24 protein-coding genes are annotated in these 24,876 nt (G+C 33.2%); 15 read left to right on the top strand and 9 right to left on the bottom strand.

All coding sequences use genetic code 11. The features are described from left to right. Nucleotides 1–7: 7 nt before the first annotated feature. Nucleotides 8–1,075: an LptF/LptG family permease gene (locus tag Q385_RS0102705; protein ID WP_028950189.1), complete on the top strand. Its 1,068-nt coding sequence runs from the start codon at nucleotides 8–10 to the stop codon at nucleotides 1,073–1,075. On the opposite strand, the gene pheA is transcribed toward Q385_RS0102705, so the two are convergent. From pheA to guaB, 5 genes are read right to left on the bottom strand one after another with little or no spacing between them, the layout of a single operon-like run. Then, a complete protein-coding gene (pheA, locus tag Q385_RS0102700; protein WP_028950188.1) occupies nucleotides 1,056–2,138 on the bottom strand; it encodes a prephenate dehydratase in 1,083 nt (360 codons plus the stop codon). The two genes, Q385_RS0102705 and pheA, sit on opposite strands and share 20 nt — an antisense overlap. A gap of 2 nt (nucleotides 2,139–2,140) precedes the next feature. Then, the gene (locus Q385_RS0102695; protein ID WP_028950187.1) at nucleotides 2,141–2,917 is read right to left on the bottom strand and encodes an inositol monophosphatase family protein; all 777 of its coding nucleotides are present in this window, start codon (nucleotides 2,915–2,917) and stop codon (nucleotides 2,141–2,143) included. Beyond that, entirely contained in the window at nucleotides 2,918–4,117 is a 1,200-nt protein-coding gene (locus Q385_RS0102690; RefSeq protein WP_028950186.1) for a phosphoglycerate kinase, read from the bottom strand. Nucleotides 4,118–4,134: 17 nt separating this feature from the next. Further along, complete coding sequence (locus Q385_RS0102685; RefSeq protein ID WP_028950185.1) at nucleotides 4,135–4,491, bottom strand: hypothetical protein; 357 nt, start codon at nucleotides 4,489–4,491, stop codon at nucleotides 4,135–4,137. Nucleotides 4,492–4,502: 11 nt separating this feature from the next. After that, nucleotides 4,503–5,969, bottom strand: a complete 1,467-nt coding sequence (guaB, locus tag Q385_RS0102680) for an IMP dehydrogenase (protein WP_028950184.1) — start codon at nucleotides 5,967–5,969, stop codon at nucleotides 4,503–4,505. A gap of 92 nt (nucleotides 5,970–6,061) precedes the next feature. On the opposite strand from guaB, the gene thrC reads away from it, so the two are divergent. The 8 genes from thrC to uvrB are packed head-to-tail and all read left to right on the top strand — an operon-like array spanning nucleotide 6,062 to nucleotide 11,949. Beyond that, nucleotides 6,062–7,294 (top strand): threonine synthase, encoded by a 1,233-nt coding sequence (gene thrC, locus Q385_RS0102675; protein WP_028950183.1) that lies wholly within the window; start codon nucleotides 6,062–6,064, stop codon nucleotides 7,292–7,294. A gap of 10 nt (nucleotides 7,295–7,304) precedes the next feature. Further along, on the top strand, nucleotides 7,305–7,586 hold the full coding sequence (locus tag Q385_RS0102670) for a MoaD/ThiS family protein (RefSeq protein WP_028950182.1): 282 nt from the start codon (nucleotides 7,305–7,307) through the stop codon (nucleotides 7,584–7,586). Between the two features lie 14 nt (nucleotides 7,587–7,600). Beyond that, nucleotides 7,601–7,843, top strand: coding sequence for an NIL domain-containing protein (locus Q385_RS0102665; protein WP_028950181.1), 243 nt, complete (start codon nucleotides 7,601–7,603; stop codon nucleotides 7,841–7,843). Next, a complete protein-coding gene (locus Q385_RS0102660) occupies nucleotides 7,843–8,286 on the top strand; it encodes a nucleotidyltransferase domain-containing protein (protein ID WP_028950180.1) in 444 nt (147 codons plus the stop codon). Before Q385_RS0102665 ends, Q385_RS0102660 begins: the two co-directional genes overlap by 1 nt. Then, nucleotides 8,276–9,196: a Ppx/GppA phosphatase family protein gene (locus tag Q385_RS0102655; protein WP_028950179.1), complete on the top strand. Its 921-nt coding sequence runs from the start codon at nucleotides 8,276–8,278 to the stop codon at nucleotides 9,194–9,196. The genes Q385_RS0102660 and Q385_RS0102655 overlap by 11 nt, the downstream gene beginning before the upstream one ends. 8 nt (nucleotides 9,197–9,204) lie before the next feature. Further along, on the top strand, nucleotides 9,205–9,513 hold the full coding sequence (locus Q385_RS0102650; RefSeq protein WP_028950178.1) for a nucleotidyltransferase domain-containing protein: 309 nt from the start codon (nucleotides 9,205–9,207) through the stop codon (nucleotides 9,511–9,513). 8 nt (nucleotides 9,514–9,521) lie between these two features. After that, nucleotides 9,522–9,968: a hypothetical protein gene (locus Q385_RS0102645; RefSeq protein ID WP_245596349.1), complete on the top strand. Its 447-nt coding sequence runs from the start codon at nucleotides 9,522–9,524 to the stop codon at nucleotides 9,966–9,968. Continuing rightward, a complete protein-coding gene (gene uvrB / locus Q385_RS0102640) occupies nucleotides 9,961–11,949 on the top strand; it encodes an excinuclease ABC subunit UvrB (protein ID WP_028950176.1) in 1,989 nt (662 codons plus the stop codon). Before Q385_RS0102645 ends, uvrB begins: the two co-directional genes overlap by 8 nt. A 2-nt stretch (nucleotides 11,950–11,951) precedes the next feature. On the opposite strand, the gene Q385_RS09375 is transcribed toward uvrB, so the two are convergent. Continuing rightward, a complete protein-coding gene (locus tag Q385_RS09375) occupies nucleotides 11,952–12,128 on the bottom strand; it encodes a hypothetical protein (protein WP_169733161.1) in 177 nt (58 codons plus the stop codon). Nucleotides 12,129–12,208: 80 nt separating this feature from the next. Between Q385_RS09375 and Q385_RS0102630 the strand changes: the two genes are divergently transcribed. The 6 genes from Q385_RS0102630 to Q385_RS0102605 all read left to right on the top strand — a co-directional run bounded on the left by Q385_RS0102630 (nucleotide 12,209) and on the right by Q385_RS0102605 (nucleotide 21,378). Next, the gene (locus Q385_RS0102630) at nucleotides 12,209–13,204 is read left to right on the top strand and encodes a 3-dehydroquinate synthase II (RefSeq protein WP_028950175.1); all 996 of its coding nucleotides are present in this window, start codon (nucleotides 12,209–12,211) and stop codon (nucleotides 13,202–13,204) included. Nucleotides 13,205–13,206: 2 nt separating this feature from the next. After that, nucleotides 13,207–14,757: an MlaD family protein gene (locus Q385_RS0102625; protein ID WP_028950174.1), complete on the top strand. Its 1,551-nt coding sequence runs from the start codon at nucleotides 13,207–13,209 to the stop codon at nucleotides 14,755–14,757. A 12-nt stretch (nucleotides 14,758–14,769) separates the two neighbouring features. Continuing rightward, nucleotides 14,770–15,471 carry a Crp/Fnr family transcriptional regulator gene (locus Q385_RS0102620; RefSeq protein WP_028950173.1) on the top strand — a complete coding sequence of 234 codons (702 nt, stop codon included), beginning with the start codon at nucleotides 14,770–14,772 and terminating at the stop codon, nucleotides 15,469–15,471. Between the two features lie 87 nt (nucleotides 15,472–15,558). Beyond that, the gene (locus Q385_RS0102615) at nucleotides 15,559–16,965 is read left to right on the top strand and encodes a TolC family protein (RefSeq protein ID WP_028950172.1); all 1,407 of its coding nucleotides are present in this window, start codon (nucleotides 15,559–15,561) and stop codon (nucleotides 16,963–16,965) included. 2 nt (nucleotides 16,966–16,967) lie between these two features. Beyond that, a complete protein-coding gene (locus Q385_RS0102610; protein WP_028950171.1) occupies nucleotides 16,968–18,131 on the top strand; it encodes an efflux RND transporter periplasmic adaptor subunit in 1,164 nt (387 codons plus the stop codon). 1 nt (nucleotide 18,132) lies between these two features. After that, the gene (locus Q385_RS0102605) at nucleotides 18,133–21,378 is read left to right on the top strand and encodes an efflux RND transporter permease subunit (protein ID WP_028950170.1); all 3,246 of its coding nucleotides are present in this window, start codon (nucleotides 18,133–18,135) and stop codon (nucleotides 21,376–21,378) included. Nucleotides 21,379–21,419: 41 nt separating this feature from the next. Here the strand turns inward: Q385_RS0102605 and Q385_RS0102600 are convergent, their stop codons facing one another. The 3 genes from Q385_RS0102600 to mnmA all read right to left on the bottom strand — a co-directional run bounded on the left by Q385_RS0102600 (nucleotide 21,420) and on the right by mnmA (nucleotide 24,836). Beyond that, a complete protein-coding gene (locus Q385_RS0102600; protein WP_028950169.1) occupies nucleotides 21,420–22,991 on the bottom strand; it encodes a hypothetical protein in 1,572 nt (523 codons plus the stop codon). 26 nt (nucleotides 22,992–23,017) lie between these two features. Beyond that, nucleotides 23,018–23,521: a DsrE family protein gene (locus Q385_RS0102595; RefSeq protein ID WP_028950168.1), complete on the bottom strand. Its 504-nt coding sequence runs from the start codon at nucleotides 23,519–23,521 to the stop codon at nucleotides 23,018–23,020. 259 nt (nucleotides 23,522–23,780) lie between these two features. Next, nucleotides 23,781–24,836 carry a tRNA 2-thiouridine(34) synthase MnmA gene (gene mnmA / locus Q385_RS0102590; RefSeq protein WP_028950167.1) on the bottom strand — a complete coding sequence of 352 codons (1,056 nt, stop codon included), beginning with the start codon at nucleotides 24,834–24,836 and terminating at the stop codon, nucleotides 23,781–23,783. Nucleotides 24,837–24,876 lie beyond the last annotated feature (40 nt).

The raw sequence follows: 24,876 nt of genomic DNA, 5'->3' as shown, positions 1-24,876 counted from the left end.
AGAACAAATGAGAATATTAGATAGATATATATATCAAAAACTTACAGTATACTTCTTTATAATATTCCCAGCTTTCTCTTTAGTTTCTGCTTTAGTTGAACTTATAGAAATTCTTAGAAAATCAAAAGTTCAGGATTTTAGTTTAATATTAGTTTATGTTTTGGCAAAACTCCCGGAGAATTTTTATTACATAGTTCCAATTTCTTTAATAATATCTGCTTTTGTTGTAGTAAATGAGATTGTGAAAACAAGGGAAATCTACCCTATACTGCTTAACGGTATACCTATAAACTACATATCTAACAGGATAATAATTTTCTCAATTTTTATAACTTTTTTACAGATTTTAAATCTTGAGCTCTTAATGCCTAAATCAAACAAAATTTATATAGAAACTTATCAAAAGCTAAAAAATCAGCCTTTAGAGGATGAAAAGGCTATAGCTTACAATCTTTGGCTTAAATTAGATGAAAAAAATTTTATATATTTTGATTTTTTTGATTTAGAAAAAACAGTTGGGAAAGAGATAGTTCTGATAAAAATGGATGATAACTTTTTACCTACTAATAGATGGGAAGCTGAAAGTTTTAAAGTAGAGCCAAATAGCTTAATCCTTTTTAAAGGAAGAGAGATTATTGTAAAGTACATAGAAGATGTAAAAGTGAATAATTTTGATGAAAAGAGAGTATATGTAAGTATTGACCCAGATAAGATAAAAAAACTTATTAAAGAAAAAAAACCTGTATCTATCACTCAACTTTATAAAGTTGCAAAAATAGCCCAAAACTATGGATACGATGCATCTTATTTTTGGAGTAAATTTTATCAAAAGCTTGCAACTGTAATATCTCCTTTTGTTTTAACTGTTTTTGCAGTTGGTTTTATATGGAGAAAAAATAAGTTTATAGTCTTAGCTGGCTTTTTATCTACAGTGCTATACTGGTACGGAACATCAATAGTATCTGCTATAGCTTCAGTTGGGAATATACCATACTACTTTATATTTTCTTTTGATATTTTATTTTTATTAGTAGGATTTTACTTAATGTTTAAAACTAAACATCCTGAGCTTTAGGATAAGAGCCTAAAACTTTAAAAAATGGAACATTGTTTTTAAGCTCTTGTAATGTTTTAGAAACTTTTTCATCTTCAATATGACCTTCTATATCTGTAAAGAATATGTAATCCCATGCTTCTTTTTTTGAAGGTCTTGACTCAATTTTTGTCATATTTATCTGATTTTTGTAGAAAGGCTCTAATGCCTTGTAGAGAGCTCCTACCTGATTTTTTACAGAAAAGATAAAGGTTGTTTTGTCTTTTCCTGTAGGTTGTGGTATCTCATTTCCTATGATTAAAAATCTTGTATAGTTGTATAAATGTTTATCTATCTTTCTTTCTAAGATGTGAAGTCCGTAAACTGTTGCAGCTGATTCGCTTGCTATGGCTGCAGATTCATAGTCATCTCTTGCCATCTCTGCTGCTTTTGCAGTACTTTCTACTTCTATTATTTGGGCATTAGGCATGTTCTTTTGTAGCCAATCTCTACATTCTGCTATTGCAAACTTATGGCTGTATATTCTCTGGATTTCGTTTATGTTTGGGTTTATACTCATTAAATGAAGGGATATTTCTAATATAACCTCTCCGATTATCTTTAAATCATAGTCTAAAAACATATCAAGGGTGTAGTTAACAACACCTTCTATCGTGTTTTCAACTGGGACAACGCCGTAGTTTACTTTTTTCTTAGCTATCTCTTCAAAGACATCTTTTATAGTTGAAACCGGGATGTGTTCAACACTGCTTCCAAAGTACTTTAAACTTGCTTGATGGGTAAATGTAGCCTTTGGTCCAAGGTAAGCAACTTTTATGTTTTCTTCTACACTTCTACACGCAGATATAATCTCTCTAAAGATATGTTTTATTACATCGTTTGAAAGGGGTCCTGTATTTAACTTTTCTAATCTTTCAAAAATTTCTTTTTCTCTTGTTGGAACGAATATAGGAAGGTTGTTCTTTTTCTTTATCTCTCCTACTTGTTTTGCAAGTAAAGCTCTTTTATTTAGAAGTTGTAATATGGTTTGGTCTATATTATCGATCTCTTTTCTAATTTTTTGTAATTCTTTTTGATAGTCCATTTCTATCCTCTTTTTTTATTGACAATATCAAAAAGAAATTTATAAATCTTTTCTCCTCCAGCTATGATATCTCCTGACGAAAAGTCTTCTCCACCGTCAAAGTTTGTACATATTCCTCCTGCTTCTTTTATCAAAAGGATTCCAGCTGCTATATCCCATATTGATAGTTTCATCTCGAAAAATCCGTCAAAAACTCCTTCTGCTACTAATGCCAAATCTACTGCAGCCGCTCCTGGTCTTCTAACACCTGAAAAAGTTATCATTGCCTCTCTTAGCATAGACAGATAACTGTCTAACTCTTTTATCTCTCTAAAAGGAAATCCAGTTGAAACAACAGCTGATTCTATAGGTCTATCTGATACTTTTATCTTTTCTCCGTTTAAGTAAGCACCTTCACTTTTTCCTGCCCAGTAAAGTTTGTCCAGTATAGGTACGTAAATACTTCCGGCTATAATATCTCCTTTATGTATTAAAGCAACAGATACAGCAAAAATCTCAAATCCACAGATGTAATTCTTTGTGCCATCTAAAGGGTCTACCACCCATACATAATCACTATTTCCAAACTTTCCGTCTTCTTCTCCTAAAAAAGAGTGGTCTGGATACTTTGAAAGTATATAGCTTCTAATTCTTTCTTCAGATAATTTATCTACATAAGTAACAAAATCTTTTATTCCTTTATTTTCTACGTCAGATTTTTTGACTTTTTTAAAGTTTTCTTTAAGGATTCCTCCTCCTATTAAAGCTGCTTCTTTTGCAGTTTGTACGAAGTTATTCAACTACGTCTCCTTTTTTGTTATAGCTTGTAAACAAGGGAGCTGTTTACCTTCAAGAAGTTCTAAGAAAGCTCCTCCTCCTGTGGAAAGGTATCCAATTTTGTCTACCACTCCTGCTTTGTGTATAGCGTAATCTGTATCTCCACCTCCAGCGATAGATAAAGCAGGAGATTCTGCTATTGCATGGGCAAGCTCAAATGTCCCCATTTTAAACTTATCTATTTCAAATACTCCCATAGGTCCATTCCATACTATAGTTTGGGCATCTTTTAATATTTCTTTTATAAGGATTACAGAAGCGTGTCCTATATCAAGACCAAGCCAGCCTTTTGGTATTTCCTGCCATGCTACTTCTACAACTGGCGTTTGGTCTGAAACAGCCTGACCACAGACAAAGTCTACTGGTAGGTAAAACTTTACATCTTTTTGTTTTGCTTTTTCCATAATCTCTAATGCTTTTTCAAGCATATCATCTTCAACTAACGATGAACCTACATTGTATCCCATCGCTTTTATAAATGTAAAAGCCATAGCTCCGCCGATAAAAATCTTATCTACCTTATCTATTAAAAACTCTATTACACCTAATTTAGATGATACTTTAGACCCTCCTAAGAAAGCTACTACAGGTCTTTGAGGGTTTAAAAGAGCTTTTCTAAAGTACTCAAGTTCTCTTTCAAGTAAGAATCCCATCACAACAGGCTGGATAAAATCTTTTATTCCGTAAACAGAAGCGTGTTTTCTGTGGCAAGTTCCAAATGCATCTACTACATAGATTTCTGATAGAGAGGCAAGTTTTTTAGCAAATTCTGGATCGTTAGCCTCTTCTTCTTTGTGAAATCTCAGGTTCTCTAAAAGGATTATATCTCTTTCTTTCATTTTGAAAATTTCTTCTTCAATATCTTTTCCAATACAGTCTGGTAAAAATTTAACTTCTTTGTTAAGGAGTCTTTCTAACCTTTTTGCAACAGGATATAAAGAGTATTTAGGGTCTGGTTTTCCTTTTGGTCTTCCGAGGTGAGATGCAAGGATTATTTTTGCATTTCTGTCTAAAAGGTAGTTTATAGTAGGGATAGTTTCTCTTATTCTTACGTCATCAACAATATTGCCGTATTCATCTAATGGGACGTTGTAATCAACTCTTACAAAAACCCTTTTTCCTGATACATCAACATCTTTTAACGTTAGATAGTTATCAAACATAAATACGTACCCTCCTTTTAGATTTCTTCGTCGTTTTCGCCTTCTATTGTGTCAAAAAGGTTAAATCCATCTGAATCTATACCTTTTAGTTTTAAGGCAGTCTCTCTGAGAAGTTCTAAATAAGAGGCTATTTCTTTAAAAGACTCAAGCATTGCAGAAAGTTTAACTATCTGTCCAGGTGATAGTTTTTTTTCATAAACTCTTATAGCTTTTTTTATAGCAGCTTTTGTTACTACTATCTCTCCAGCTTTCTTCTGCCACTCACTCCAAAATTCGTTCGTTCCAAGTGGGCTTTTTACTATAAATCTGTCTAAATTTGTTATCTCTTGAGCTAAGAGTAAATCAAAATCATTAAAATTTTTAACTTTTTTCATTATTTGTCCTCCTAATCTATCCAATAGTTAGGTGCTTCTTGAGTTATATATATGTCGTGGGCATGGGACTCTCTTAGTCCAGCATTAGTTATCTTTATAAATTTAGTTTTTTCTTGAAGTTCTTTTATTGTCTTACAACCTGTGTATCCCATTCCAGACCTTAATCCTCCAACGAGCTGGTAAACAACGTCAGATAGTGGTCCTTTAAAAGGTATTCTTCCTTCTATTCCTTCTGGAACAAACTTTTCTACATTTTCTTGAGAGTATCTATCGCTACTAAATCTTGCTTTCATTGCGCCAAGTGAACCCATTCCTCTGTAAACTTTGTAAGACCTTCCTTGGTAGAATATTCTGTCTCCAGGAGCTTCTTCTGTACCAGCAAAAAGACTTCCAAGCATTACTGTATCAGCACCAGCTGCTATGGCTTTCACTATATCTCCTGAGTATCTAATACCACCGTCAGCAATCAGCGTCTTTCCATACTTTTTAGTTACTTCAGAACATTTCGCAATAGCTGTAATCTGAGGAACACCTATACCAGCTACAACCCTTGTTGTACAGATAGAACCCGGTCCTATCCCTACTTTTACACCATCAGCTCCTGCTTTTATTAAATCTTCTGCTGCTTCTGCTGTAGCTATGTTCCCACCTATAACGTCAAGATTCGGAAACTCTGCCTTTATTCTTTCTACAGTTTCTAATACTCTTACAGAATGACCATGGGCTGTATCAACAACTATAACGTCAACCTTTACAGAAACTAATGCCTTAACCCTTTCCATAACGTCAGGACCAACTCCTACTGCAGCTCCTACTCTTAATCTTCCAGCTGCATCTTTACAAGCGTTAGGATACTTTTTCCTTTTTACTATATCTTTTATTGTTATTAAACCTTTTAGAACACCGTTATCATCCACGACAGGAAGCTTTTCTACTTTGTGTTTTTGAAGTATCTCTATTGCATCGTCAAGAGATATTCCTTCTTTAGCTGTTATGAGAGGAGCTTTTGTCATAAACTCATAAACAGGTTTGTTATAATCTTTTTTGTGTATAAATCTAAGGTCTCTGTTTGTAAGTATTCCCACAAGCTTATTTTCATCATCTACTACAGGAACTCCAGATATTTTATAAATAGACATGATGTTTAGAGCTTCTTGAACTGTTTGATTTGGTTTTATAGTAACAGGGTCTGTTATCATTCCACTTTCTGCTTTTTTAACCTTTTCAACCTCATACATCTGGTCTTCGATAGACATATTCCTGTGGATTATACCTATGCCACCTTCTCTTGCCAAGGCTATAGCTAATCTGTGTTCTGTAACTGTGTCCATTGCGGCTGATACTAATGGAATGTTCATCTTTATATTTGGTGTTAAGTAAGAGCTAACATCTGTCTCGTGAGGTAGTACATCTGATTTTTGTGGTAAAAGTAAAACATCGTCGAACGTTAGTGCTTCTTCTACTGGGAACGTAAGCAAGACTAAAAACCTCCTGTTGATAAAAATTATTTATATTTTAACATATTTATGCTAAAATTTTTATCCTATAATTTAATATGGAGGCAATGTAATTGGCAAAAGTAAAAGGGCTTAAATGTAAGGAATGTGGAGCTGATTATCCGGTTGAACCCATTCACGTTTGTGAGTTTTGTTTTGGTCCTTTAGAAATAGTATACGATTATCAGGAAATAAAGAAAAATATATCAAGAGAAAAGATAGAAAAAGGTCCTAAAAGTCTATGGAGGTACGTAGACCTTCTACCTGTAGATAATCCGACGGTAGGTCTATCTGCTGGATTTACACCTTTAGTAAAAGCGGAAAATTTAGGAAAAGTTTTAGGTTTAAACAACCTTTACATAAAAGATGATTCTGTAAACCATCCTACACTATCTTTTAAAGATAGAGTTGTATCAGTAGCTCTGTCTAAGGCAAAAGAATTTGGTTTTGATACTGCAGCCTGTGCATCTACAGGAAACCTTGCAAACTCTGTTGCAGCCCACGCCGCTTCTGCAGGAATGAAGTGTTATGTTTTTATACCTTCTAACCTTGAAACAAATAAGATAATAGGAAGTCTTGTGTTTAATCCTGTTGTTGTTGCTGTTGATGGTAATTATGACGATGTAAACAGACTTTCTTCTGAGATTGCAAACGAATTTGGTTGGGCGTTTGTTAACATAAACGTAAGACCCTTTTACTCTGAAGGTTCTAAAACCCTTGCGTTTGAAGTTGCAGAGCAACTTGGATGGAAGATTCCTGACACAGTAATAGCACCTTTAGCATCTGGTTCTTTATATACTAAAATATGGAAAGGATTTAACGAGCTGATAGAAGTTGGTTTAGTAGAAGGAAAACCACCAAGAATGTTAGGAGCTCAGGCAGAAGGTTGTAGTCCAATATACCAAGCGTTAAAAGAAGGAAGAGACTTTATAAAACCAGTAAAACCAAATACAATAGCTAAATCTATAGCTATAGGAAACCCAGCTGACGGTCCTTATGCTGTCAAAGTTGCAAAGGAAAGTGGTGGAGATATACAGATAGCCACAGACGAAGAGATAATAGAAGGAATAAAATTACTTGCAAAAACAGAAGGAATATTTACAGAAACGGCGGGTGGAACAACCATAGCAGTTCTTAAAAAGTTTGCTGAGGCAGGTGTTTTTGACAAAGATGAGGTTGTAGTTGCTTACATTACAGGAAACGGCTATAAAACGATGGAAGTTTTAGAAGGAAAGTTAGAAAAACCTATTCACATAAAACCATCATTAATAGAATTTAAAGAAAAAGTTATGAATAAAAATCAATAAGGAGGAAAGTATGGCAATAACTGTAAGAATACCAACAGCTTTAAGAAGAATCACACAAGGACAAGGGGAAGTTACAGTAGAAGCTTCTAGCATAGCACAGCTTATAGATGCTTTGGAAAAAGAGTTTCCGGGAATAAAAGAAAGATTAGTTGATGAAAACGGTGAAATAAGAAAGTTTGTAAACTTCTTTGTTAACGACGAAGATATAAGATTTTCACAAGGTAAAGATACTCCTTTAAAAGATGGAGACGTGGTTGCAATTATTCCAGCTATAGCAGGTGGAAATAAATAAAGAGGTAAAAAATCATGACTTCTATGAAGCTGAAGTTAATATATCCAGAAGAAAAAATTAAAGAGCCTCTTCTTAGCAAAGTTTGTAAAAACTTTAATGTAGATATAAACATAAGAAAGGCAAACGTTCAGGAAAAAATTGGTTGGCTCGAACTTGAATTTATAGGAAGTGAAGAAGAAATAGAAAAGGCTATACAGTTTTTAGTTGAAAACAATGTAGAGGTTCTTCCTATAGAAGGTCAAGTATTTATAGAGTGATGAATGATTACTTTCAGAAGAAAATTATTGAAAAAAAAGATATTCTTTTAGATAGCATAAAAAAAGCTTACGGGTATAATCTTGAAGCTGTAGTTTTATTCGGCTCCGTAGCAAGAGGAGATTTCGCAAGATATTCTGATATTGATGTTTTAATTATTGTTGAAGATAGTGATTTATCATTTAGAAAAAGGATAAATGAGTTTTATAATAAAGTTGGATACTACTTTGAAAATCACTATTTAAGTCCTGTAATTTTAAAGAAAGAGGAAGCTTTAAATTTTCATCCTTTATTTCTGGGAATTTTTGAAAGTTATATAACTCTTTACGATAAAAATGGTATAGTAGATAAAATTGTTTTGCTGATAAAAGATAAGAAAATTAAAGGTCAAATTATAGAATTTGAAAAGCCTGTAAAGTATTGGAGAATATTAGATGAAGCCTAAAATAGTAGTACTCATTGATATTGGGACATACTCAACCCGTATGCTAATAGTAGCTGTTCATGGAGATGGCAGTTTTAACGAAATTTTTTCTGTCGGAAGAATTACAGCTCTTGGCAGAAAGCTAAAAGAGACAGGCTACCTGCAAAAAGAAGCAATGGAAGAAACCTTATCTGTTTTAAGAGAGTATGTTTTAATAGCAAAAGAGTATCATCCAGATAAGAAATTAGCAGTTGCAACTCAAGCCTGTAGAGAAGCAAAAAACGCACCAGAATTCTTAGAAAGAGTAAAACAGCTTGGAGTAGATGTAAAAGTAATATCAGGAGAGGAAGAAGCTTCACTTTCATTTTTAGCAACATCTAAAGCTCTAAACATTCAAGATAAATTTGTAGTAATTGACCAAGGTGGAGGAAGTACTGAATTTTCTTACGGAGAAAAAGATAAATTAATAAAAGCAATATCCTTTCCTTTTGGGATAGTTAACCTTACAGAAAGATTTATAAAATCAGACCCACCTAAACCTCATGAATTGGACTCTTTACAAGAATTTTTAAAAGCTCAGATAGATACTGCTTACAAAGAGATGAAAGATGCAAATCAATTAGTTGGTCTTGGTGGTACTATAACAACTGTTGTAGCACTTGAAAAAAGTCTATATCCGTACGACTCAAAAAAAGTCCACGGTTCAACCTTAACTTACGACAGTATAAAAAAGTGGTTTGAGAAACTCTCTTCAATCACAGTAAGTCAGAGAAAATCTATACCTATGATAGAAGACAAGAGAGCTGAAGCTATTGTATCAGGGATAGCTATATTTAAAGTTGCAATGGAAACGTTCCAAAAAGATACAATAAAGATAAGTGAGTGGGGCATAAGACACGGATTACTTCTAACCTACTTACAACAGTTATAGTTTTAAAAATGGAAGATAAATTAAGACTTTCAAAAGAAGAAATTCAAGCGATAAAAGACCTTGCATTAGATATTTTTGGCAAAGATGTAAGATTATGGATTTTTGGAAGTAGAGCTAACCAAAGCAGAAAAGGTGGAGATATTGATATTTATATAGAAACTCATAATTTAGAGAATATAGTTGAAAAACAAATAAAATATTTATCAAGATTAAAACTAAAAATAGGCGACCAAAAAATAGATTTGATTATTAGACCTTACGACTGTGAAGAAATTATATGTTTAGAAGCAAAAAATACGGGAGTTAGACTAATTTGAATGCTCAATTGATATATAGGCAAACCTATCAAGAAACTCAGAAACATATAGATAGATTAAAAAATGCATTTAATACTTTAAAAGATAAAGGCTTTTTACCTTTAGATGAAGAAAAAATTGATACAATCTTGGAAGATGATTATCTTTTAGCAATTTTAGACCAGATAGTTTATAGATTTTCAAAGTTGCAGGATTCTTTAGCAAAACTTGTTAAAAGCTATCTGTATATTAAGGGAGAAAATGTTGAAAATTTGACGATGGTAGATATTTTAAATAAGTTAGAAAAGTTAGAACTTGGAATAACAAAAGAAAAGTGGTTTGAGTTAAGAGAGCTAAGAAATATTCTTGTCCACGAATACGAAGATGAAAAATACAAAATTGCAAAAACTTTTAATAAGATTTACGATGAAATTAATTTTTTTGAAAACTTTTTAGGAAAGTTAAAAGATGAATAAGTCAATATTTAAACTGAAAGCACCTTTTGAACCTACTGGAGACCAACCAAAAGCTATAAAACAGCTGTATGAAAATCTAAAGTCAGGTGTAAATGAGCAGGTTTTACTTGGAGCTACAGGAACAGGAAAAACCTTTACGATAGCAAACCTTATAGAAAAGTATGGGAGACCTACCCTTATACTTTCTCACAACAAAACTTTAGCGGCACAGCTGTATAGAGAGATAAAAGAGCTTTTCCCTGATAATGCAGTAGAATATTTTGTCTCTTACTACGATTACTATCAACCAGAGGCATACATTCCTCAAAAAGACCTTTACATAGAAAAAGACAGTGCTATTAACGACTCTATAGACAGACTTAGACACTCTGCAACAAGAAGTTTGATAGAAAGGCCAGATACGATAGTAGTTGCTTCCGTATCCTGTATATACGGTCTTGGAACCCCTGAATTTTATGAGAAATTAAGACTTCAACTTTACGTAGGAATGGAAATAGACCGTCAAACCCTACTTAGAAAACTCGTGGAGCTCCAGTATCAGAGAGATGACTTTTCTTTAAAAAGAGGAACGTTTAAAGTAAAAGGCGATACAGTAGAGATACTTCCAGCTTACACAGAAGATATAATTATTAGAGTTGAGTTTTTTGGAGATGAAATAGAAAACATAACCGAAATAGATATATTCAACAGATACGTAAAAAGAAAGTTAGAAAGGACTGTAATATTTCCTGCAAGCCACTACGTAATACCAAGACCTGATATGATAGAGGCTATAAAGCAGATACAGAAAGATTTAGAAATAGAAGTAGAAGAGTTTAGAAAACAAGGAAAAGAGATTGAGGCAAATAGACTTTGGCAAAGGACAAATTACGATATAGAAATGATGTTAGAACTTGGAACCTGTAAAGGAATAGAGAACTACTCAAGATATTTTGACGGTAGAAAACCAGGAGAACCTCCTTACACGCTTATAGACTACTTTCCAGAAGACTTTTTACTTATTATAGATGAATCTCACGTAACAATTCCACAGATAAAAGCTATGTACAACGGAGATTTGGCAAGGAAAGAAAACCTTGTAAAATACGGTTGGAGAATGAAATCAGCTTACGATAACAGACCTTTAAAGTTTGAAGAGTTTGTTAGTAAAATCCAGAAGGCTATTTACGTATCAGCAACACCTGCCCAGTGGGAGATAGAAAGGTCAAAAGGCGTGATAGTAGAGCAGATAATACGACCAACAGGACTTTTAGACCCTGTTATAGAAGTAAAGAAAACGGAAGGACAGATAGATGACTTAATAAACGAAATATGGAAAGTAAAAGAGAGAAACGAAAGAGCCTTGGTAATCACACTTACAAAAAAAATGGCTGAACATTTGGCAGATTATTTGCAAGAAAGAGATATAAAAGCTGTTTATCTTCACTCAGAGATAGACACTATAGAGAGAGCAAAGATAATAAAAGAGTTTAGAGAAGGAAAGTATGACGTTATAGTAGGAGTAAACCTACTCAGAGAAGGACTTGATATGCCAGAAGTTTCTTTAGTGGCAGTTTTAGATGCAGATAAGCAAGGATTTTTAAGGTCAAAAACAGCCCTTATCCAGACAATAGGAAGAGCTGCAAGGAACGAAAACGGAAAAGCAATACTCTATGCAGACAAACTAACACCTGCTATGGTAGAAACGATAGAAGAGACAAACAGAAGAAGAAAATTACAGCAAGAGTATAACGAAAAACACGGTATCACACCAAAAACAGTAAAAAAAGAGATAAAAGATTTAATATCTTTAGAAGAACTTGGAATATTAGAACTTTATCAAGAGATACCTGAAGACATATCTACAGAAGAAGATTTACTTAAAGAGATACAAAAGTTAGAAAAACAGATGTGGGATTATGCTAAAAACTGGGAGTTTGAAAAAGCAGCCCAAGTAAGAGATAAGTTAGAAAAATTAAAAAAATTAGCAACAGTATTGTAGAATCAAGCGAATAAATCTATATGTCCTTTTTCTGCTTTATTTTTTTCTTCCTCTTTACTTTCATTTTTTAAAGTTTCTTTTTTTACAACAGTTTTTTTCTTTTTTATAAACTCCCTTTTTGATTGGTCTTCTGAAATCGGTTTTATCTCAAAAACTTTATCAACGTTTAAATCATTCATTTTAATAACCTTAAAAAATCATTTAATATAACTAAATTTATGGTAAAATTAGAGAAAAACAATCTCAACGAGGAGAGTATATGAAAGAGTTTATTCTTGATGCAAGAGGATTACCAAAAACTGCAATAACTACTGCGATAGAATCTGGTGTAGATTACATACTTATTGAAGAAGAAAAAGCAAACGAAATAAAAAAATTAGGTAGAGTAAAACTAATACTTCAAGATAAAGAAGGAAATCTTACAGAAGACTTTGTTATAGTAAAAATAGAAAATAAACAAGACGAAGAAAAAGCAGCAAACTTGGCAAAAAGTGGTAAAAAAGTTATAGTTCAGACTACAGACTGGACTATTATCCCACTTGAAAACCTTATAGCACAATCTCCCAACATATACTCTATAGTAAAAGATGCAGAAGAAGCAAAAACATCGGTAGGTATCCTTGAAAAAGGTGTAAGAGGTGTAGTCCTTAAAACAGATAACTTGAACGAAATAAAAAAAGTAGCGAAAATTATAAAAGAAGATACAGAAAAATTAAACATGGTAAAAGCAAAAGTAGTAAACATAAAACCTGTAGGTATGGGTGATAGAGTAGCAGTAGATACAACATCTTTACTCAAAAGAGGTGAAGGAATGCTTGTAGGCAACTCTTCAGCAGGAATGATTTTAGTCCACGGAGAAACGGAAGAGTCAGAGTACGTAGCATCAAGACCTTTCAGAGTAAATGCTGGAGCAGTTCACATGTATACCAGAATACCAAATGGAAAAACAGCTTACTTAAGTGAGCTTTCTTCTGGAAAAGAAGTGATGATATACGACTTTAATGGAAACGGAAGAGTTGTTTATGTAGGAAGGGCAAAAGTGGAAAGAAGACCTATGCTTCTTATAGAGGCAGAATATGAAGGGAAAAAACTCTCTGCTGTCCTACAAAACGCAGAAACTATAAGAGTTGTAAAGCCAGATGGAACTCCTATATCGGTAGTAGATTTAAAGGTCGGAGATGAAATAGTAGGCTACGTAGAAGAAGCTGGAAGACACTTTGGAATGAAAGTGGAAGAAACAATAATGGAGAAATAGCAATGAATAACTCTGTAAAAGTAGGTATATTTGTATTAGTAATAGCTGGTTTGTTAGGCTTTTTAATAATAAAATTCAGCGGAAAAGAGTTTGGTCAAAACTATAAAGAATATTTTGTTTACTTTACAGATGCTCAAGGACTTTCTCAAGGAGCTGACGTTCAAGTTCAAGGTGTAAAAGCTGGAAAAGTAGAAGAGATAACCTTTGAACAAGGAAAAGTTAAGGTAAAGTTTAAAGTTAAACAGGAAATACCTGTTTACAAAGATGCTAAAGTTGTAATAAGGACATACGGTTTAATGGGAGATAAGTACATTTACGTAGAACCGGGTAATCCATCTTTTGGGGAGCTGGCTTCAGGAGGAGTTATTGAAAATACCACTAAAGTGGCATCTACCGAAGAGATGATAGACCAAGTTCAGTTGTCAGCTAAAAAATTTGGAGAGTTGATGGATAACTTAAACAAAGCATTAGGAGATGAAAGATTAAAAAAACTTATAGAAGACTTTGATAAATTTGCATATAATACAAATGAGGTCGTAGTAGAGAACAAAGAAGACGTAAGACAAGCTATAGCAAACATTAGGGCTATAACAGCAGAACTTAGACAAAAGCTACCAAGTATAGCTGAAAATTTAGACAAAACATTGGAAAATACGAAAAATATAACAGATGAAAATAGAGAAGATATAAGGAAGTTAATAGCAAATCTAAAAGATTTATCAGTAGCATTAAAAGAAAAAGCACCTAAAACCCTTGACTCTGTTGACAAGGCAGCAACAGAAATAGAAAAAGCTGTAAGCGAAAACAGGCAAGATTTAAAACTAAGTATAGAAAACATAAAAAAAGCTTCAGACAACTTAAACCAAATCCTTGCAAAAGTTAACGAAGGAAAAGGAACTTTAGGTAAACTTGTAAACGAAGACAGTCTTTATAACAACGTTAACGAAGGTGTAAAGTCATTTGCAGAACCATTTAAAATTGTTAAAGAATCAAACCTTAAAGTTATAATGCAAGGAGAAAAACATACAGGAAACAAAGATTCTAAAGCAGGAGCTGCCTTTAAGTACATACCACCAGGTGATGATAGATACTACTATGTAGGAATTCTTTCTAACTCTCAAGGATACGTAGATAAAAAAGAAGAAATAACAGCAAACGGGACTACGACAACATACGTTACTAAAAAGTACGGAATACTCTTTGATTTACAATATGCAAGAAAGATTTTAAACCTTGGAGAATACCAGCTTTGGGCAAGGTTTGGTATAAAAGACTCATCAGCTGACTTAGGAGGAGATTTGGTTTTAAGTCCTAATCTAAAGCTCATAGCTGATGTTTACAGATTTAATAGAAAAGATTTAGTAAATCAGCCTAACAATCCACAGTTTGATTTTGGTTTAGAGTATAGATTTAATAAATATCCTATCTTCGTAAAAGTAGGTGGTTCAGACCTTTTAAACAGTTCTGTTAGAGGTGTTTACATAGGTGGAGGATTTGTATTTACCGACAATTACTTAAAGTACCTTTTAGGTTCCTTACCTAAAGTAAGATAAAGAGGTGAGAGTATGAGAGAAATCAAAAACATAGATAAATTAAGTATTTTAAAGGAGATACCACTTTTTTCAGGCTTAAAGGAAGAAGAACTTAAAAATATAGAAAAGTTTTTTATATATAAAGAGTATAAAAAAGGTGAGTACATCTTTTATGAGGGAGATAAAGAGCCGGGGATACACTTTGTTGTTGATGGGATAATAAAATTAATCAAAGAGACATCTGATGGTAAAACCGTTATTTTGAGATTGGCAACGAAAGGAGAGAGCTTTGGCTGGCTTGTTATGAAAGATTCTACGCCTGCAAGTACCTACTCAGCTCAAACATTAATAGATTCAAAAGTTTTGTACATATCAAACCAAGACTTTTTAAAACTTCTTTTAATGTATCCTGCTTTAGCTGTAAGAATAACTTGTGATTCTACAAAGAAAACCCTTGAGGCTTACGATAGATTAAAGAGTCTTGCTGTAGAAAAGGTAGAAGGAAGAATTGCTACATTAATTTTAGAGTTAGTAGAAAAAATAGGAAAAAAAGAAGGAGATAATGTTGTAATAAATGCTCCTATAACCCGTCAAGATATAGCAGAGATGGCTGGAACGACCGTAGAAACAGCCATAAGAGTTATAAGCCGATGGAAAAAAGAAGGTATTTTAGATACAGAAAGAGGAAAAATAGAGATATTTGATATAGATTACCTGCAAGATTTAGTCAGCTAAAAATATGCCAAAAATCAGAAAAGTTCTATTTGATAGTGGTATAATAATATATTAATATTCTAATATTCTAATAAAGAGGTTAAGAGAATGAGGAAAAAGAAAAGTTTAGGTTTGCTAATAATATCCCTTTTGACTACTTCATCTTTTGCCAGAGAAATATCTTTAGAAGAAGCTATTCAAACAGGATTACAAAACAACTACGAAGTAAAAGCATCAGAAAAGATGGTTAAATCAAAAGAGTATGCATACCAGTCTGCTAAGGGTTATATGTATCCATCTTTAACTTTTAGTGAAATGTTTATGAGAACAAATGAACCCGGATATGCGATGTGGAACACTATGAGCCAAAAAAAGCTTGATTTTATGACTTCTTCAAAATTTGTAGATATGACTGCTTTAAATCCTATGTTTAGCGGTATGGGAATTAGTTTTGCTAAACCTTCCTATCCAGAGGTAAACAGCTGGAGAACAAAGCTTGAGCTTCAAGTTCCAATCTACACAGGTGGAAAAATATCTTCTGGTATAGAGATGTCTAAAAGGGATTACGAATCTGCAAAAAACGAGTACACAAGGTCTAAAGAAAAAGCAATATACGATATATCAAAAGCTTACTATGGTGCTCTACTTGCAAAAGAAGCTATAAAACTTGCAAATCAGGCTTACAAAGATGCAGAAAAACATTACCAAACAGCTCAATCAATGGTAAAAAATGGTCTTGCTATTCCTGCTGATGAACTTAGAGCTAAGGTCTATATGTCAGAGATGTCAGCAAAGATAAAGGAAGCTGAAAACAACTACTTAGTAGCAAAAAGAGGACTACTTTTAGCAATGGGGTTAGATAAAGCAGACCCATCAGAGATAGATGTTGTAGGAAATCTTGTTTGTGAAAACATAGAGAAACCTGTTGAAGAATATCAAAACTATGCTTTATCTAACAGGTCAGACCTTCTATCTGTAAGAGAAAAAATAAAAATGGCTCAAAAATATGTAGATTTTAATAAGGCTGACTTACTTCCTACTATAGGAGCTTTTGCATCATATGAACTTAACGATGGAAAGTGGATGCTTGGGAACGAAGGAAAGTGGTGGATGGCTGGAGTTGCGTTAAACTGGAAAATATTTGACGGTTTTCAATCTTTTAACAAGTATAAAAGTGCAAAGGAGATGTATGACCACTACAAACAGCAAGAAAAAGGATTTGAAGAGTTTATAAAATTCAACGTATATAAAGCTTACAAAGATTATCTAACAAGTAAAGAAAAATTAAAAACGGAAATAGAAAACGTAAAGTATGCTGAAGAAATTTTAAAAGTTACAGAAACAAGGTATAAAAATCAGCTTGCTTCTATGATAGACCTTTTAGACACACAGACTATGTTTGATAAAATCAAGTTTGATAAAGCTCAAGCAGAGTATAACTGTCAGTTATCGGTTTTAGAGCTTAAATATCAATCAGGATTACTAATTCAAGAAAATCAAAAAAGAGGAGAGTAGCGATGAACAAGACAGTTAAATTTATACTCTTTTTTGTATTACCTATTGCCATTTTCATACTTTGGCTTGGAGGATTTTTATCCCACAGAGTAGAACCTGGAGAAGCTACAGAAAAAGGCAAAGTTGTAAGCGGGCTACCAGTTTTAACTGTTGAAGAAAAAGAGGTACCTAACATTTACAAAGCCGATGGTATGGTAACTGCAGAGAACAACGCAAAAGTATCAACAAAATGGATGGGTAGAATTCTAAAAATCTATGTAAACGAAGGTGATTACGTTAAAGCAGGTCAAACCTTAGCAGTTCTTGATGATTCAGAGATAAAACAACAAAAAAATGAAGCTTTAGCAGGTTTGGAAGAGCTTTCAAAAGCAAGAGATGAAGCGTTGGCGGCAAGGAAAGCAGCTTTAGAAAACTACGAGTTTGCAAAAAGGACTTATGAAAGATTTAAAAATCTCTACCAAGAAAATGCAGTTTCAAAACAACAGTTAGAAGAAATAGAAACTAAGATGATTGCTGCCAAATCTATGGTAGAGCAGGTAGATGCAAAACTTGCTCAGCTAAAGGCAAAAGAATCCCAAGTAAAAGCTAAAATTAACCAAGTAGATATAATGGCAGGATATGCTGTTATAAAAGCTCCTTTTGATGGATACGTTATAAAGAAGATGAATGATGAAGGAGATATGGCAGCTCCCGGAATGCCTATATTTATAATAGGAGAGAAAAAGCTCCAATTTGTTGCTAACTTAGATGAGTCTTTACTAGATAAAGTAAAAGTAGGAGACACTTTAAAAATTAAACTTGGAGATAAAGAAGTAGAAGGAAAAGTTATAGAAAAAAATTCAAACATAGACCCGATGAACAGGACTTTTAAAGTTAAGCTTGATATACCTTACTCAGAGACTATAACTTCTGGAATGTATGGAAAAATTTTAATACCAATCTCAGCATCTAAAAAAATTGTGATACCAAAATCTGCCGTGTTTAAGTGGGGACAGCTTACAGCTGTGTACGTTGTAGGGCAGGATAACGTAATTCGTTTAACTTACGTAAAGTTAGGTGAAGATTATGGAGACAGTGTAGAAGTTTTATCGGGCTTGAAACCAGGAGACAGAATTGTTGCATCTCAAACAGAAAAAGCTTGTGATGGATGCAGGTTAGGAGGTTAAGATGGAGAACCTCGGACTGGCAGGAAGGGTAGCAAAGTACTTTCTTAACTCTAAACTCACACCTCTTTTAGTTGTTGCATCTTTATTACTTGGATTTTTTGCAGTATTTACAACTTCAAGAGATGAAGAGCCTCAAATTGTTGTTCCTATGATAGATATAATGATCCCATATCCGGGAGCAAAATCTCAAGAAGTAAACAGTTTAGCTGTAAAACCTCTTGAAAAGTTAATGTGGGAGATTCCAGACGTTGAGTACGTTTACTCTTACGCTGGAGATGGTTTTGGAATAGTTACAGTTAGATTTAAAGTTGGTGCAAACCCTGAAGACTCTCTTGTAAAACTATACAGCAAAGTTATGTCAAACTACTATAAAATGCCTAAAGGGGCAATGGACCCTATAATAAAACCAAAATCTATAGATGACGTTCCTATACTTTCAATTACCTTACATAGTGATAAATACTCCTCTTATGATTTAAGAAGGGTAGCTGAGGTTATAGAAGATGAGATAAAACAGCTTCACAACGTTTCAGAAACTACAATCATAGGTTCAAAACCGAAAGAAATTGATGTTTTATTTGACCCTGTTAAACTAAATGCTTATAACATAATGCTTCCTCAAGTAGTTCAAGCCTTAGAAAGCGCAAATTTCTCTTTACCTTCTGGAGAGTTTGATAAAGATAATTACAGATACATAGTAAGGACAGGGCAGTTTTTAAAGACAAAAGAAGACGTAGAGAATATTGTAGTAGCTGTCTATAACAACGCTCCTATCAAAGTAAAAGATATAGCAAAAGTTGAAGAAGGTGAAGGTGAGATAGAAAATTACGTCCAATTTGGATATGGTCAGGCTTCTGGAAATAAAGATAAATCTTTAGAAAATGCAGTAACGATAGCAGTTGCTAAAAAAACTGGTAGTAATGCGGTAGTAGTTGCAGAAAACATAATAGAAAAACTTAACGAAATGAAGGGAAAAGTAATCCCTTCTGACATAAACTTTACAATAACAAGAAACTACGGAGAGACAGCTTCTGAAAAAGCAAACGAACTTATAGAACATTTACTTATTGCTACTTTTTCAATTGTATTACTTATAGCTGTTACTCTCGGATTTAGAGAGTCTTTAATTGTTGCAGTAACAATACCTGTTACCTTAGCCATAGCTCTTTTCCTTAGTGAGATGTATGGTTATTCTCTAAACAGGGTTACACTTTTCGCTTTAATATTCTCAATTGGTATCCTTGTAGACAACTCTATCGTTGTTTTAGAAAACATTCACAGATGGTTCTCTATGAGAAAAGTTTCACAAGAAGAAGCTGCTGTTATTGCAACAGATGAAGTTGGAAACCCTACAATCCTTGCAACGTTTGCAGTTATAGTAGCATTACTCCCTATGGCTTTTGTTACTGGACTTATGGGCCCTTATATGAGACCAATACCTATAAACTCTTCTGTTGCTATGTTCTTCTCTATGCTACTTGCATTTATACTTACACCTTATCTTGCTATAAGATGGCTTAAACACGATGAACATCACGAGTCCCCAGAGTCTCTTGGAAAAGAAGATGAAGCAAGGGCAGGATTTTTGGTAAGATTTTTCAATGCAGTTTATATGCCACTATTTCAAAGTAGAGTAAAAAGATGGTTATTTTTAGGTTTTGCAGGTATGCTTTTAGTTATTTCTGCATTGCTTATTGTAAGCCGTGCCGTTCTTGTTAAAATGCTCCCTTACGATAACAAAAGTGAATTACAGGTTGTCTTAGATATGCCAGAAGGAACGCCTCTTCAAGAAACATATAGAGTTGCAAAACAGATTGCAGATTACATTAAGAATACAAACGAAGTTAAAAACTATGTAATATACGTAGGACAACCTGCACCTTTTGACTTTAACGGATTAGTAAGACACTATTACCTAAGGGAAGCTCCTAACTTAGCTCAAATCCATATTAACCTTATAGGTAAACATGACAGAAAAGATCAATCTCACGAGATAGCTGAAAGGATAAGGGATAAAGTAGCTGAGATAGCTAAGAAAAATGGAGCTAAATATGTAGCAGTTGTAGAACCTCCACCAGGACCACCTGTTTTATCTCCAATAGTAGCAGAAGTTTACGGTCCAGATTATAAAGGACAGCTTCAAGTTGCAAACGAGATTAAAAAAATTTTTGAAAACACTAAAGGCGTTATAGATGTTGGAATATACACAAACTATCTACAAAGAGAGTACCAGATTGATGTAGATAGAGAAAAGGTTAGAAGATACGGTTTATCTGAAGATGTAATTGTAAAAACTTTAAGAATAGCCTTAGCAGGACATAAAGTTGGATTAGTCCACTCTTCAGATGACTTAAATCAAGTTCATATTGTTGTTAGACTTGATGAAAAGTACAGACAAAGCCTTGACGATATCCTTTCTATGAAGATACCTACACCTATGGGCGGTATCCCAATCGGTTCATTAGTGAGTGTTAAACCTTCTTCTACAGAAAGTGATATTTATAGAAAGAACCTACAACCTGTTGTTTACGTTATAGCAAACGTTAACGACACATTAGGTAGCCCTGTTTATCCTATATTAGACCTCTGGGATAAGATAAAAAATATTAAAACTCCAGATGGAAAACCTGTTGAAGAGCTCCTTACTCACCAGCCAGAGCTTACAGATAAATACTATGTAAAATGGGACGGAGAATGGCAAGTTACTTATGAGACGTTTAGAGATATGGGAATAGCATTTGCAGTTGCTATAGTTGTTTTATATATCCTTCTTGTTGGATGGTTTAAATCTTTCAAAATGCCAGCTGTAATAATGTCTCCTATACCTTTCACATTGGTTGGTATAATACCAGGACACTTATTGATGGGAGCTTTCTTCACAGCGACATCTATGATAGGATTTATAGCATTAGCTGGAATAATACTAAGAAACTCTATACTCCTTGTTGAATTTACAGAACAGAAGTTAAAAGAAGGATACTCTTTAGAAGAAGCTCTTTTAGAAGCAGGAATAGTAAGGACAAGACCTATTCTACTGACTGCTGCTGCTATAGTGGTTGGTGCGTTTGTTATCATATTTGACCCTATCTTTAACGGTCTTGCAATAGCTTTAATATTTGGAACAGTAGCTTCAACTCTTTTAACGTTAGTAGTCGTTCCTGTTCTTTACTACATGATTGTAGGAGAGGAAAGAAAACTTCACCTATGTCCAGCTGTACCAATAGATAAGAAAGAAGAAAGCTGTTAAAGATAAAAACCCTCTCCATAAAAGGAGAGGGTTATGTTTATTTAAAAAATGAATTGGAACATTAAAGTAACTGCATCATTTTTAATGTCGTAATTAGATTCTTTATTTTTAGTATACTCTAACGTCCATCTAAATCTTTCATCTTTATAATAGTAATTAAAACCAATTCCTGTTGTTTTTATTTTACCTACTCCACCTGGATTTTGGGTTGATGATAAAACTACAAAGTCTCCATAATAGTTTGTACCTACTTTTTTAATGTCAGGATTGTATACAGAATAGCTTATATAAGGCTCGAAAAGATTGATTTTATTTTCTGGTATGAATATGTATCCTGCTTTAAAGTAGTATCCTTTGTTTTTAAATGTTTCTTTTCTGGCAAGATTAGTAGGGTCAACTGCTACATTTTTAAAATCAACTTCTAAATATTCTGTATTAAAAGATAAATTTTTGTAGTGAAAGCCTAGGTCTATTCCGTATGATCTCATATCTACTTTATTTCCAATCAATTGAGGATTTTGAATTGGATTTGGTAAAAGTAAATAAGGAATTCTAATCTGTGAAGAACCTAGTCCCAAAGTTCCTTTTGCATTAGAAGAAGTATCTTCTATACCTTGAGTATCTGTTATTCTATCTTGAGATATTTTATTTTGAAAGCCGTAGTTAACACCAATAGTTAAACCTTTCCTTTTCCCTAAATAAGTTTCTCTGTACAACCAGTTAAAGATTTCAGGTCTTCCCTCCATATCTCCTATCTGGAAAGTTCCTCTAATAGTATACAAAAGACTGTTAGTTGGATTTCCTCTCAATTGGCTTTTATATTGAGGTTTTAGAGTACAGTTGAACATACCTCCAATAGATGTACAGTTCCAATAAGCATTTGAGTCATTTGATGTTGAAAGATATGAAGTTTGTGTTTCTTCCCAAGGAGCTTTTGTAGACGAATATCCTGTAAATGCTCCTAAGAATAAATCTAAATGTAATCCCTTGAAAGAGCCGATATCTTTTTCTATAGTTTTTCCAACATGTACATAACCTCCTGTACTTCTTCCTGTAACATCCGAAAGACCAAGCTGAGTAAGTCTTAAAGTAGAAAATGTTCTGTCTAAATCTATATTGTCGTAAACTCTCATTGATTGCTCACGTCCAAAAGGTATCCTTGGATATCCTAAATGAACATCAAATCTAACAGTTTTATTTATTTCCAGTAACTTATTCAAGCCGAAGATTGCGTCAAATTCATGAATTTCTACTTTATTACTCCTTTGTTTACTTGAGGGAGTACCACCAAAAGGTTGATCATAAGGATCTCTTGAAGTATCGTTTTCTCTTAAGACAAAGTTTACCTTGAACCAAGGATTTACGCTTCCAAAAACTCTAAATCTCCATCTTCTTATAAAGATATCATCTTTATTTTGGGCGTTAATGAAATTCGCTCTGTTTTGATCATCAGATAAATCTTGATGTCTGATCCAAATCTGAGTCAGTAAGTTAAAATCCATATAAGTGTCTTGACTTGAAGTGGTAAGTCTCATAGCGCTTGAATCTTGAGTAAAAATTCCCAAAATAGCCGATCCTAAAATAATTGTTGATTTTAAACCAATTTTTCTCATTCTAATCCTCCTAATCAATTATTTTTTTATTGGGCTTTTATATAAGCAAAACCTTTTGATTGCAATTCTGTAATTGCAACAATTCCAGCAGGTACAACTTTGCAAAAGTCAGGAAAATCTTCTTTCTTTAGATTAAAGTTTTTTATAGTATTGTTACATATCCAGAATTCTACACCATAAGTGGTTAAATCTTTGGCTTTACTTATGTGTTTTTTTGTGTCTATTTCTTCTTTTTCCCAAGGAGAATTAAGTAGTGTTTTCATTAGAAACTTTACTCCTGGACCTATACAAACTACAATTATTTTGATTTTAGTTGGATCGGCATTAAAATAATTAAGTTGGTTTGTGATATAATTCATCATTTGGTTGAATCGAGCTTCTTGAGGAAAATCACAGTGGTAAACGGTTGCAAAATCTGTGTCTTTTTGAACACTGGTGGGCGATATATCTGAGGGAAGGGAAAAACTACTTTTACTGAATAATGGAATAGAACTTAGAAAAGATAACAGAATCATTTTTCTTCTGTTCATTTTGTACCTCCTGCAAAATGTTTTTTTTATAATTCAAGTAAATTATTAATCAAAAAATATGCCAATATGTTTTACATAATTTTAATATTTAGTTATAAAAAATATAATTAATATATTGATATAGAGATTACAGGTAAATTTAAGGGTGAATGAATGTCCAAATCTGAACAGATTGTTGTCCTAAATGGAACAAAAATATGTTAATTTTTTTATTTAGAGGATAAAAATTAAAGTATAAAGATGTCCTATACGGAACAATTTATGTAATAACTCCACCGCCTAAGAGAATATCATCTTGATAAACAGCAAGTATCTGACCTGGAGCCATCTTTTGTTGTTTTTCTTTGAATATTACTTTAAGAGTATCTCCGTCGAAGTAGTATTCTTTAACTTCTATCGGTTTTTGTCTGTACCTTCCTTGGACGGTAATGTTTTTCCATTTTTGTATAGGAACCAAAAAATTAAAGTTTTTTGCTGTAGCACTATCTGTTAAAAGATATTCCTTTTCTCCCACTATTATTGTATTTTTTATAGGGTCTTTATCTATAACATAGAGAGGTTCTTTCCATCTAATTCCTAAGCCTTTTCTTTGTCCAATAGTGTAGGCTTCTAAACCTTTATGTTTCCCTAATATTTTTCCAGATACGTGAACTATATCACCAGTTTTTAAAGGGACTCCTATACTTTTAAAGTACTCTTCTGGTGTTTTTCCAGCTGTAAAACATATCTCAAAACTCTCTGATTTTTGACTTACAGGAATTTTATTTTCACGTGCAATTTTTCTAACTTCCTCTTTTGTAAGATTTCCCAAAGGAAAAATAAGCATATCTATAACTTCTTTTTCTACAAGAGCCATAAAGTAAGACTGGTCTTTAGATAAGTCTTTACCTCTTTTAATAACTTTTTCTCCGTCTAAAAAATCAGTTTTTACATAATGTCCAGTTGCAAAAAAGTCAGATTTTAATATTTTCTTTGCATACTTTGCTAAAAGTCCAGTTTTTACTTCTCTGTTGCATATACTACAGGGATTGGGTGTAAGTCCAGATTGGTATCCTTTTATAAAGTAATCTATAACTTTTTCTTTAAATATTTCTTGCCAGTCTATTACATAGTGAGAAATACCAAGAAAAGAAGCCACTTTTTTTGCATCTAAAATATCTTTTGTAGAACAACATACCTGTTTATCAAGACTACACTGGTCAACTTCTGACAGTTTTAACGTTATACCTATTACTTCGTATCCTTGCTGCTTTAAAATATATGCAGCGGTGGAGCTGTCTACTCCACCACTTAGTCCAACTACAACTTTTTTCAACAAACCACCGTTTTAGATTTTTTAACATGATAATATATGC

Source organism: Sulfurihydrogenibium subterraneum DSM 15120 (genome assembly GCF_000619805.1).
GTDB classification, from domain to species: domain Bacteria; phylum Aquificota; class Aquificia; order Aquificales; family Hydrogenothermaceae; genus Sulfurihydrogenibium; species Sulfurihydrogenibium subterraneum.
Note: the sequence above shows the minus strand (reverse complement) of the source record. Positions and strands in the feature narration are given on the sequence as shown.

Coding starts and splice junctions, on each gene's coding strand:
- Q385_RS0102665 (WP_028950181.1), top strand. CDS start 7,601: ATGACTTCTATGAAGCTGAAGTTAATATATCCAGAAGAAAAAATTAAA.
- Q385_RS0102605 (WP_028950170.1), top strand. CDS start 18,133: ATGGAGAACCTCGGACTGGCAGGAAGGGTAGCAAAGTACTTTCTTAAC.
- Q385_RS0102670 (WP_028950182.1), top strand. CDS start 7,305: ATGGCAATAACTGTAAGAATACCAACAGCTTTAAGAAGAATCACACAA.
- Q385_RS09375 (WP_169733161.1), bottom strand. CDS start 12,128: ATGAATGATTTAAACGTTGATAAAGTTTTTGAGATAAAACCGATTTCA.
- uvrB (WP_028950176.1), top strand. CDS start 9,961: ATGAATAAGTCAATATTTAAACTGAAAGCACCTTTTGAACCTACTGGA.
- Q385_RS0102650 (WP_028950178.1), top strand. CDS start 9,205: ATGGAAGATAAATTAAGACTTTCAAAAGAAGAAATTCAAGCGATAAAA.
- Q385_RS0102655 (WP_028950179.1), top strand. CDS start 8,276: ATGAAGCCTAAAATAGTAGTACTCATTGATATTGGGACATACTCAACC.
- Q385_RS0102615 (WP_028950172.1), top strand. CDS start 15,559: ATGAGGAAAAAGAAAAGTTTAGGTTTGCTAATAATATCCCTTTTGACT.
- Q385_RS0102600 (WP_028950169.1), bottom strand. CDS start 22,991: ATGAGAAAAATTGGTTTAAAATCAACAATTATTTTAGGATCGGCTATT.
- Q385_RS0102685 (WP_028950185.1), bottom strand. CDS start 4,491: ATGAAAAAAGTTAAAAATTTTAATGATTTTGATTTACTCTTAGCTCAA.
- pheA (WP_028950188.1), bottom strand. CDS start 2,138: ATGGACTATCAAAAAGAATTACAAAAAATTAGAAAAGAGATCGATAAT.
- Q385_RS0102660 (WP_028950180.1), top strand. CDS start 7,843: ATGAATGATTACTTTCAGAAGAAAATTATTGAAAAAAAAGATATTCTT.
- Q385_RS0102620 (WP_028950173.1), top strand. CDS start 14,770: ATGAGAGAAATCAAAAACATAGATAAATTAAGTATTTTAAAGGAGATA.
- Q385_RS0102630 (WP_028950175.1), top strand. CDS start 12,209: ATGAAAGAGTTTATTCTTGATGCAAGAGGATTACCAAAAACTGCAATA.
- Q385_RS0102625 (WP_028950174.1), top strand. CDS start 13,207: ATGAATAACTCTGTAAAAGTAGGTATATTTGTATTAGTAATAGCTGGT.
- Q385_RS0102610 (WP_028950171.1), top strand. CDS start 16,968: ATGAACAAGACAGTTAAATTTATACTCTTTTTTGTATTACCTATTGCC.
- Q385_RS0102705 (WP_028950189.1), top strand. CDS start 8: ATGAGAATATTAGATAGATATATATATCAAAAACTTACAGTATACTTC.
- Q385_RS0102595 (WP_028950168.1), bottom strand. CDS start 23,521: ATGAACAGAAGAAAAATGATTCTGTTATCTTTTCTAAGTTCTATTCCA.
- Q385_RS0102690 (WP_028950186.1), bottom strand. CDS start 4,117: ATGTTTGATAACTATCTAACGTTAAAAGATGTTGATGTATCAGGAAAA.